Here is an 8,425-nt window from a genome sequence, read left to right as displayed (position 1 = left end):
GGCGACATACGTCCCGGCAGCGACACCGGCCGCCGCGCCTGCAGCGGAGCCTGCGCCAAGCTGCGGCGCGCCGGTAATGAGGCCGGAGGCAATGCCGGGCGCAAAGATGCCCATCCAGAAGAAGACAATCGCGGCCAGCACCGTGCCCATGACCTGAGCGAGCGTGACATCATCGCCGGTGCGGAATGCGTCGGTGACAGACGAGAAGAGCGTCGAGCCGATACCGATGATGACGGCGAGCACCATGAGCTTGATGCCGGAGGTGATGACATTGCCGAGCACGCGTTCAGCCAGAAACGTCGTCTTGTTCCAGAGCGCGAACGGCACGAGCACGAACCCGGCCAGCGTCGTCAGCTTGAACTCCAGGATCGTGATGAAGAGCTGCACGGCGAGCACGAAGAAGGCGACCATGATGATGGCCCAGGCGATGAACATCACCGCGATCATGATGAAGTTATGGAAGAAAGAGATTGGCCCCAGCATGTCGCCGATCTCTTCCAGAAGCGGCTGACCGGCATCGAGGCCGACACTGGCGATGAAGCCGGGGCGCAGGAGATCATCGGCAGTCATCGTCCCGCCGCCAGCGGTCACGCCAAGCTCGGCGAAACTGTCAAAGACGATACCGGCGAGGAGAGAGAAGTTGCCGATGATGAAGGCGAAGAAGCCGACATAGAGCACCTTCTTCAGGAGCCCGGCGATGACGTCCGTGTTCTGGCTTAGCGCCCAGAACAGGCCCGCCAGCGTGATGTCGATGGCGATGAGCGTGGTCGACAGGTAAGCGACATCGCCCGCCAGCAGGCCGAACCCGCTGTCAATGTAAGCTATGAAGGTCGCAAGGAAGGTGTCGATCACGTCCATGGCGCGCTATTCTCCGAGGAAGGCCCGGGTGCGTGCGCGACCACGTTCGGCTTCGGCGAGTTGGCGCGCCCGCTCCAGCGCCTCGGCGCGGTAATGGGCCGCCATCATGGCTTCCATTTGCATGAGCTGCTCGGTCTGCAGGGCTTCGATCTGGTTGCCGGCCTGGGCGACCTGGAGATTGCCGACGGCGGACTGGCTGTCCGCGATCAGCCGGTCGAGGCTGTCACTGTCAGCCCGCGCTGTGGAGACGACCTGCGCCGTGACGGTCAGGCTGTCCCTGTAAGCTGTGCGCGATTGCCGCCAGCGGGCGCGGGCCTCTTCGACGAGCACGGCCTGACGCGGCGGCTCGGCGCCATAGTCTTCCGGGTACACCTCTTCATACTCGCGCTCGATTTCCTCGACGCGGTAGCCGATGCCTTCGGCCTCGCGCATCAGCTCCTCGATGCGGCGCATACGGCGCAGGATGTCGTCAGCGATAGAATCCGGCAGTGCTTCCAGATCGCGCGCCATGTTTTCCAGCATTTCGATTTCATGGGTGAGCTGCTGGATCTGCTGGTTGACCTCCTGAAGCGAGCGGATGGCCTGGTAGATGTTCTGGATGTGATTGGCCGGGTCATACACCGTCCATTGGGCCGAAGCGGGCGGCGCGATGAGGATGGAGAGCGGCGCGGCGCAGATCAAAGCGGAGGCAAGTATGCGTTTCATCGGGGGCTCCTATTCGGCGGCGAGGAATTGGGCGGGATGGAAGGAAGTTTTCGCCTCGGGTTCCGGCGCATCGCCGGGCCAGCGGGCGAGCAATTCCGCCGCCCAGGGCAGGCCTTTCTCGATGAGCCAGCAGGCGGCAAAGCCGTCGCCTTCCGTCTCGGCCCAGATGCGATCCATGCGGGCCTGGTCTTCCGGCGATGACGCGCCGCAAACTGAGAGGGCGATGGGGCCGAGGCCAAGATCGAAGACGCGCGCGGCCAGCGGCGACTGGTAATAATAATCGCGCTTAGGCGCGGCCCGGCTGATCAGTTCGATCTGGCGGGCATTGAGGCCGAACCGCTGATAGGTCTCGCGGGACTGGGGTTCCTGTGCGCGTTCATTGGGCAGGAAGATGCGTGTGGGGCAGGATTCGACGAGGGCGGGCGCGATGGTGCTGTTTGCAATGTCGGCAAGGCTTTGCGTCGCAAACACGACCGACACGTTTTTCTTGCGCAATGTCTTGAGCCATTCGCGAATGCGCGCGGCGAACATTGGATCGTCAAGGAAGAGCCACGCCTCATCGAGGATGAGCAGCGTCGGCTTGCCGTCGAACCGAGCTTCCAGCCGGTGGAAGAGATAGGTGATCACGGGCGCCACGGCGCCCTTTGCGTGCATCAGCTCTTCCATCTCGAAACACACCGTGTCTGCGAGACTGAGGCTTTCATGATCGGCGTCGAGAAGCCGTCCATGCGGGCCTTCCAGCGTGAACGGGTGCAGGGCCGATTTGAGCGTGTCGTCCTGCAGCATCAGGCTGAGGCCTGTCAGCGTACGTTCTTTTTCAGGCGCTGAGCTGAGAGACTGGACCCCATCCCAGAGCCGGGCTTTCAGGTCCGGGGTCATGGCAACGCCTTCATTTGTGCAGAGGCCTGCGAGCCAGTCGGCGGCAAAGCTCGCACCATGTTCGGTGTCGATATTCTTCAGCGGCTGGAGGCTTGGGGAATTGCTGCTGCCGAGATCAATATGCGCGCCGCCCATGCAAAGCGTTGCCGCGCGGGCCGAACGCCCCTTGTCGAAGATGAAGACTTGGCCTGACTCATAGCGCTTCCATTGCAGGGCGAGCAGCGACAGGAGCACCGACTTGCCCGCGCCGGTCGGACCGACGACCAGCGTATGGCCGACATCGCCAATGTGGAGGTTCAGGCGGAACGGTGTCGTGCCATCAGTCTGCGCCTGAATGAGCGCGGGGGCGCCCAGGTGCCGGTTCGTCTCCTCGCCCGCCCAGACCGCCGAGAGCGGCACCATATGGGCAAGGTTCAGCGTGTGCAGGATCGGCTGGCGGACATTGGCATAGGGGTGACCGGGCAATGAGCCGAGCCAGGCATCCACGGCATTGAGGGTGTCGCGGATCGCTGTAAAGCCGCGGCCATTGACGATGCGCTCGGCCACGCGGATGTGCTCGTCAACCGCCCGCCGGTCGGGATCGGCAACCGTGATGGTCGTGGTGACATAGCCATAGGAAACAAGATCACTGCCAAGCTCCTGCAGCGCCGCATCGGCATCGGCGGCCTTGTTGTCGGCGTCATTGTCAACGAGCGCGGCGGGCTCGTTGAACATTGTCTCGCGCAGCACCGCGCCGATGGATTTGCGCTTGGCGAACCAGTGGCGGCGCTTTTTGCCGAGCACCTTCTCGGCCTGCGCCTTGTCCATGGCGATGAACCGGGTCGCCCAGCGATAGGCAAACCCTTGGCGATTGAGCTCATCAAGAATGCCCGGCAGGGTCGAGGCCGGGAAGCCGAGAATGGTCAGTGTGCGAAGGTGAGCCTCGCCGATCATGGGTTCGAGCCCGCCGGCGAAGGGTTCATCGGCAAGTATGGCGTCGAGGAAGACGGGCAGTTCCGGCGTCACCACAGGATGGCGCTTGGTCGATATCGTCGAATGCAGATAGGTCAGCGTCTCGTCGTCAGTGAGCTTTGCGATCTCGGCGAGGCAGGTGGAGAGGAGATCGAAAACGCGAGACGCATGCTGCTGGAAGGTCTCCAGCCGGTGACGCCAGGTCGCGGCGTCTTCCGTTTCGGCACGCTGGATCAGGGCCTTTTCGGCACGGCCTGTGGCGTCGGCGGGCGGCAGCCAGAGCAGGGTCAGGAAGTAAGCACTCTCAAAGCGGGTTCCGGATTCTTCGGCTTGTAATGCCCGTTCCTGATCGACAAGCCAGGACAGCGCATCGGGGAACTCCGCCTCCGGATAGTCATGCACGTCATGGCGCTGCGCTTCGAAGAAGAGCGCCCAGCCCGAGCCGAACCGGCGAAGCACATTGTTCACACGGGCATTGATCGAAACGAGTTCTTCCTCGGTGGAGCTTTCGAGGTCAGGGCCGCGATATTTGAATGTCGTCTGGAAACTGCCATCCTTGTTGAGCACCACGCCCGGCGCGACGAGACAGGCCCAGGGCAGGTAATCCGCGAGGAGGACCGGGGTTTCTGCGTATTCTTTGAGGTTCAGCATGTCAGATGCTCCTTGTGGCGCGTCGAGCGGCCCGCGACGGCCATGAAATCCGGATCGCTTCTGGCCATGAACACCGCTGCCGAATGCCCGACGGCCCAGAGCACGAGGCCCGGTATCCAGAGCTGCAGGCCAAGGCCCACCGCGGCAGCGAGCGTCCCGATGGCGATGGCGGCCGTGCGCGGCGCGCCCGCCATCAGGATCGGCTCGGTCAGGGACCGGTGGAGCGGGATCTCATAGCCTTCGGCAGACATCAGATGAGCGCTCCGCCGCCGAAGCTGAAGAAGGTCAGGAAGAAGCTTGTCGCGGCAAAGGCGATGGACAGCCCGAATACGATCTGGATCAGCTTGCGCATGCCGCCGGAGGTCTCGCCAAAGGCCAGCGTCAGGCCGGTAATCGTGATGATGATCACCGCAACGATGCGCGCGACCGGACCCTCAATCGAGGTCAGGATCTGATCGAGCGGGCCTTCCCAGGGCATGCCGGAGCCTGCTGCATGGGCCGGACCGGCGATCATGAGGCCGATACCGATACAGGCCGCGACCTGGACCGTTCGGTTCACCGTCTGGAGGTGATTATAGAGCGTCATTGGGTTTCTCCATGTTGGACGAGGGACAGGGAACGGGAGACGAGCGGGGCGGTCTGATACCCCTCGCCGTCAAAACCTGTGACGCGTAGCGCCTCTTCAACGCGGCGCTGGCCGCCTGCGCGGCTCATGAACACGACCACGTCAATCGCTTCAGCGATGAGGTCGAAGGGCGCGCGCGGTGTGGCTTCCAGTGTCAACTGTTCAAGCCGCGCCAGCGCGCCGTGTGCCGAGTTGGCGTGCAGCGTCGTGATCCCGCCCGGATGGCCGGTGTTCCAGGCTTTTAGCAGGTCGAGTGCTTCAGCCCCGCGCACCTCGCCGACAATGATCCGGTCTGGCCGCAGCCGCAGCGTCGAGCGCACAAGGTCCTGCAGGCTGGTGCTGCCGCGATGGGTGCGAAGCTGCACCACATTGGGCGCGGCGCAGCGAAGCTCGCGCGTGTCTTCGAGGATGACGATGCGGTCACCACGCAGGGAGGGTTCGGCGAGCAGCGCGTTGGTGAAGGTCGTCTTGCCGGAGGACGTGCCGCCCGCGATCAATATGTTCGCATGACTCGCAATCGCGTCTTTCAGCGCCGTAGCCAGCGCAGGCGCGAGCACGCCCTGGGTGACATAGTCACCGAGTTCAAACGGCGTTGTCGCAGGCTTGCGGATCGAAAAGCATGGGCTGGTCGAGACAGGTGGGAGAAGCCCCTCAAACCGCTCGCCGCTACCTGGGAGTTCGGCAGAAACAATCGGGGCGGACCGATCAAAGGCCTCGCCTATGCTGCTCGCGACAAGGCGGATGATCCGTTCGCGCGCGGTGGCTGAAATGATTTCGGGACTGACCTCGACCCCTCGCCCCGCCCGCTCGATCCAGATCGAGCCGTCAGGGTTGGCGAGGATTTCGATGACGTCGTCAGCTTCCAGCGCTGCCCGCACCGCGCCTTCGCAGGCAGACCGCAGCATGGATACGCGTCGTTGGTCGGTCTCAAGCGTTCGGGCGGGTGCGGACATCGGGGGAAAGGCTCCTGTAGTTGCTGACAGGTCCAATCCTCTGATTTAACGCCAGTTTCTGATAGCTGGGAAAGTCGCAAACGGTCGGAACGGATCGAGAGGTCTTGCAAGATCGGGCCGTCTAAGGGCTGCATAAAAGATGCAGCACTAATGCGTCGGATATCACTCAATAGCCCTGGAAAATGCGCTGTATGCGTCAAAACTCAATCATTAAGGTCGTCGGCAGCCGAGGCAGACAAAGCCCGCTTCGATAGCGGTTCATCCGAGGCCACGCGCCTGGCGACCTGATCGATGAAGAATTCAAAACGGCGCTGGCCGAGGAGCTGGGCGGCGTCACGTTCGGCTTCTGGGATCGGGTCTGTCCGAGTGAGCCAGTAAAGGACGAACTGGCCGAGGGTTTCTAGGCATAGGGCGAGGTCTCGCTCCATGGCGTTCTGGCGCGCCTCGATCCGGTCGAGGCGCTGCAACAGAATGTCATCGCGCGCCGCGGTCCGCTGCGGATCGAGATAGGCCCGTAGCGCATCTTCCATGATCGCGGATTTTGTTGCGCCGGGCGCAAGGACCATCTCGTCCAGCTTGCGATGCAACTCATGGGAGAGGCGGATATTGACGCGTGGCTTCATGATCAGAATTTCGGAAAGAAGTCGCCGTCCGCGCGGTCCATGCCAAGGGCGCGCTGGGCTGGCTTGAGGGATTTCACAGCTGCCGCATCAAGTTCCCCATCCTCTTTCGGCAGGTCAGGCACCTCCTCGCGTGCGGGCGTTTCTTTTTCTGGCGGATCGAGGCTCGGCGTCTGGCTGTGTTGCAGTCCGCCCTCGTCTGACCCGGTCGGGCTGACAGTTGGCGGCACAGGCTCCACGCTGGCCAATACGCCATCCCAGTCATGACCCCGCCTCTCCGGAAGAAACGGATTGGTTGGCGGCGGCAGAACCCGCGCGGTGAAATTCCGGTCTTCGAAATAGCGGAGTTTCTTCGCCTTCAAGGGCCGCGCGCCGGAGACCATGACGAGTTCTTCGTCAGAGGGCAGCTGCATCACCTCGCCCGGCGTCAGAAGGGGCCGCTGGGTTTCCTGGGCCGAGACCATGACGTGGGAGAGCCAGGGCGCGAGGCGGTGGCCGGCATAGTTGCGCTGGGCGCGTTGCTGGGTGGTTGTTCCGAGGGCGTCGGAAATTCGTTTCGCTGTGCGCTCATCATTGGTCGCAAAGGCGATGCGCACATGGCAATTGTCGAGAATGGCATTGTTTGGCCCATAGGCCTTTTCGATCTGGTTCAGGGACTGGGCGATCAGATAGGCGCGCATGCCATAGCCCGCCATGAAGGCGAGCGCGCTCTCGAAGAAATCGAGCCGCCCGAGCGCCGGAAACTCGTCCAGCATCAGCAACACTTTGCGACGCCGCTCTCCCTTGCGTGGCAGGTCCTCGGTCAGCCTGCGTCCGATCTGATTGAGGATCAGCCGCACCAGCGGTTTTGTCCGTGAAATGTCTGATGGCGGGATGACCAGATAGAGCGAGCATGGCCGCTTGCCCTCGATCAGATCGGCGATCCGCCAGTCACTGGCGCTGGTGGCGCTGGCAATGACCGGGTCGCGGTACAGCCCCAGAAAACTCATGGCGGTGGAAAGTACGCCGGATCGCTCATTCTCGGACTTGTTCAGGAGTTCGCGGGCAGCCTGCGCGACGATCGGGTGCACCGCGCTGCCCAGATGTGGGGTATTCATCATGGCGGACAGGGTCGCCTCGAAGCTGCGGTCCGGGTCAGACAGAAACCGCGCACAACCGGCCAGCGTCTTGTCTGTTTCGGCATAGAGCACGTGCAGGATGACACCGACCAGGAGCGCATGCCCGGTCTTCTCCCAGTGATTGCGGCGTTCCAGCGAGCCCTCGGGATCGACCAGGATGTCGGCGATGTTCTGCACGTCGCGCACTTCATTGTCGCCGCGCCTCACCTCCATGAGCGGATTGAACCGAACCGAACCTGTATCCGTCGGCTCAAAGCGCAGGCAATGGGAAAAGCGTGACCGCCAGCCTGAGGTCAGGTCCCAGTTCTCGCCCTTGATGTCATGAATGACCGCGCTGCCGGTCCAGCCGAGAAGGGTTGGCACAACGAGCCCCACGCCCTTGCCGGAGCGGGTCGGCGCGAAGGCCATGACATGTTCCGGGCCGTCATGGCGCAGATAGGCGGATTTCCAGCGCCCGAGAAAGACACCATCCTCGACCAGAAGTCCGGCCTTGCGGACATCATGCGCACTGGCCCAGCGCGCCGACCCATAAGTTGTCAGATGCTTCTTCGATCGCGCCCGCAAGAGCGAGCCGATCACGGCGACCACCGCCCCCAAAAACCCGCCACCAGCGGCAATCAGTCCGCCGCGCGCAAACACGCCCGGCGCATAGGCTTCGTAAGCGTACCACCACTGGAACAAACGCCAGGGCCGATAGACCGGCGTATCGCCAAGCATGAACCAGGGTCGCCCAAGCCCCGGCTGGAAGCCAAGCGCCTCTGCGGTCCACTGGGTCGCGCCCCACATCGAGAACAGGATGATCAGGCAGACCAGACAGAAGGTGCCGATAAGAACTTTTGTGCCGGTCATCATGCGGTCCGAACAGACAAGGGGAGCGCTCAAGCATCAGCCAAAGCGAAGCCCTCGCCCAGACGGGAAAGGCGCAAGAATTCGCAAATCCGAGATTGGACCTTTTCAACTCCGGAACGTCATTTTCCGGATTGCGGGAATCGAACAACCCGACTACGGTCTGCGTGCAACCAGTTTCTGTGTGAGCAAAGTTACTGGATCAATCATGTCGGCAGG

Annotated in this window: 8 protein-coding genes; all 8 read right to left on the bottom strand. The window is 62.7% G+C overall.

Features of this window, described 5'->3' with window-relative positions:
• Window positions 1-858 (bottom strand): P-type conjugative transfer protein TrbL (gene trbL / locus VR74_RS05175; protein ID WP_045694966.1); only part of this gene is annotated, 858 nt, incomplete at its 3' end.
• Window positions 859-864: 6 nt separating this feature from the next.
• Complete coding sequence (gene trbJ, locus VR74_RS05170; RefSeq protein ID WP_034763738.1) at window positions 865-1,563, bottom strand: P-type conjugative transfer protein TrbJ; 699 nt, start codon at window positions 1,561-1,563, stop codon at window positions 865-867.
• A 9-nt stretch (window positions 1,564-1,572) separates the two neighbouring features.
• Window positions 1,573-4,044 carry a conjugal transfer protein TrbE gene (gene trbE, locus VR74_RS05165; protein ID WP_045694965.1) on the bottom strand — a complete coding sequence of 824 codons (2,472 nt, stop codon included), beginning with the start codon at window positions 4,042-4,044 and terminating at the stop codon, window positions 1,573-1,575.
• Complete coding sequence (locus tag VR74_RS05160) at window positions 4,038-4,295, bottom strand: VirB3 family type IV secretion system protein (RefSeq protein WP_045694963.1); 258 nt, start codon at window positions 4,293-4,295, stop codon at window positions 4,038-4,040. The genes trbE and VR74_RS05160 overlap by 7 nt, the downstream gene beginning before the upstream one ends.
• Window positions 4,295-4,630: a TrbC/VirB2 family protein gene (locus VR74_RS05155; protein ID WP_045694962.1), complete on the bottom strand. Its 336-nt coding sequence runs from the start codon at window positions 4,628-4,630 to the stop codon at window positions 4,295-4,297. The genes VR74_RS05160 and VR74_RS05155 overlap by 1 nt, the downstream gene beginning before the upstream one ends.
• The gene (trbB, locus tag VR74_RS05150) at window positions 4,627-5,622 is read right to left on the bottom strand and encodes a P-type conjugative transfer ATPase TrbB (RefSeq protein ID WP_045694960.1); all 996 of its coding nucleotides are present in this window, start codon (window positions 5,620-5,622) and stop codon (window positions 4,627-4,629) included. The genes VR74_RS05155 and trbB overlap by 4 nt, the downstream gene beginning before the upstream one ends.
• 203 nt (window positions 5,623-5,825) lie before the next feature.
• Entirely contained in the window at window positions 5,826-6,245 is a 420-nt protein-coding gene (locus tag VR74_RS05145; RefSeq protein ID WP_045694959.1) for a ribbon-helix-helix domain-containing protein, read from the bottom strand.
• Between the two features lie 2 nt (window positions 6,246-6,247).
• Window positions 6,248-8,209, bottom strand: coding sequence for a conjugal transfer protein TraG (locus VR74_RS05140; RefSeq protein ID WP_045694970.1), 1,962 nt, complete (start codon window positions 8,207-8,209; stop codon window positions 6,248-6,250).
• Window positions 8,210-8,425: the final 216 nt, after the last annotated feature.

Source organism: Hyphomonas sp. BRH_c22, assembly GCF_000961795.1.
In the GTDB taxonomy this organism is placed as follows: Bacteria; Pseudomonadota; Alphaproteobacteria; order Caulobacterales; family Hyphomonadaceae; genus Hyphomonas.
This window is presented reverse-complemented; position numbering and strand designations above follow the sequence as displayed.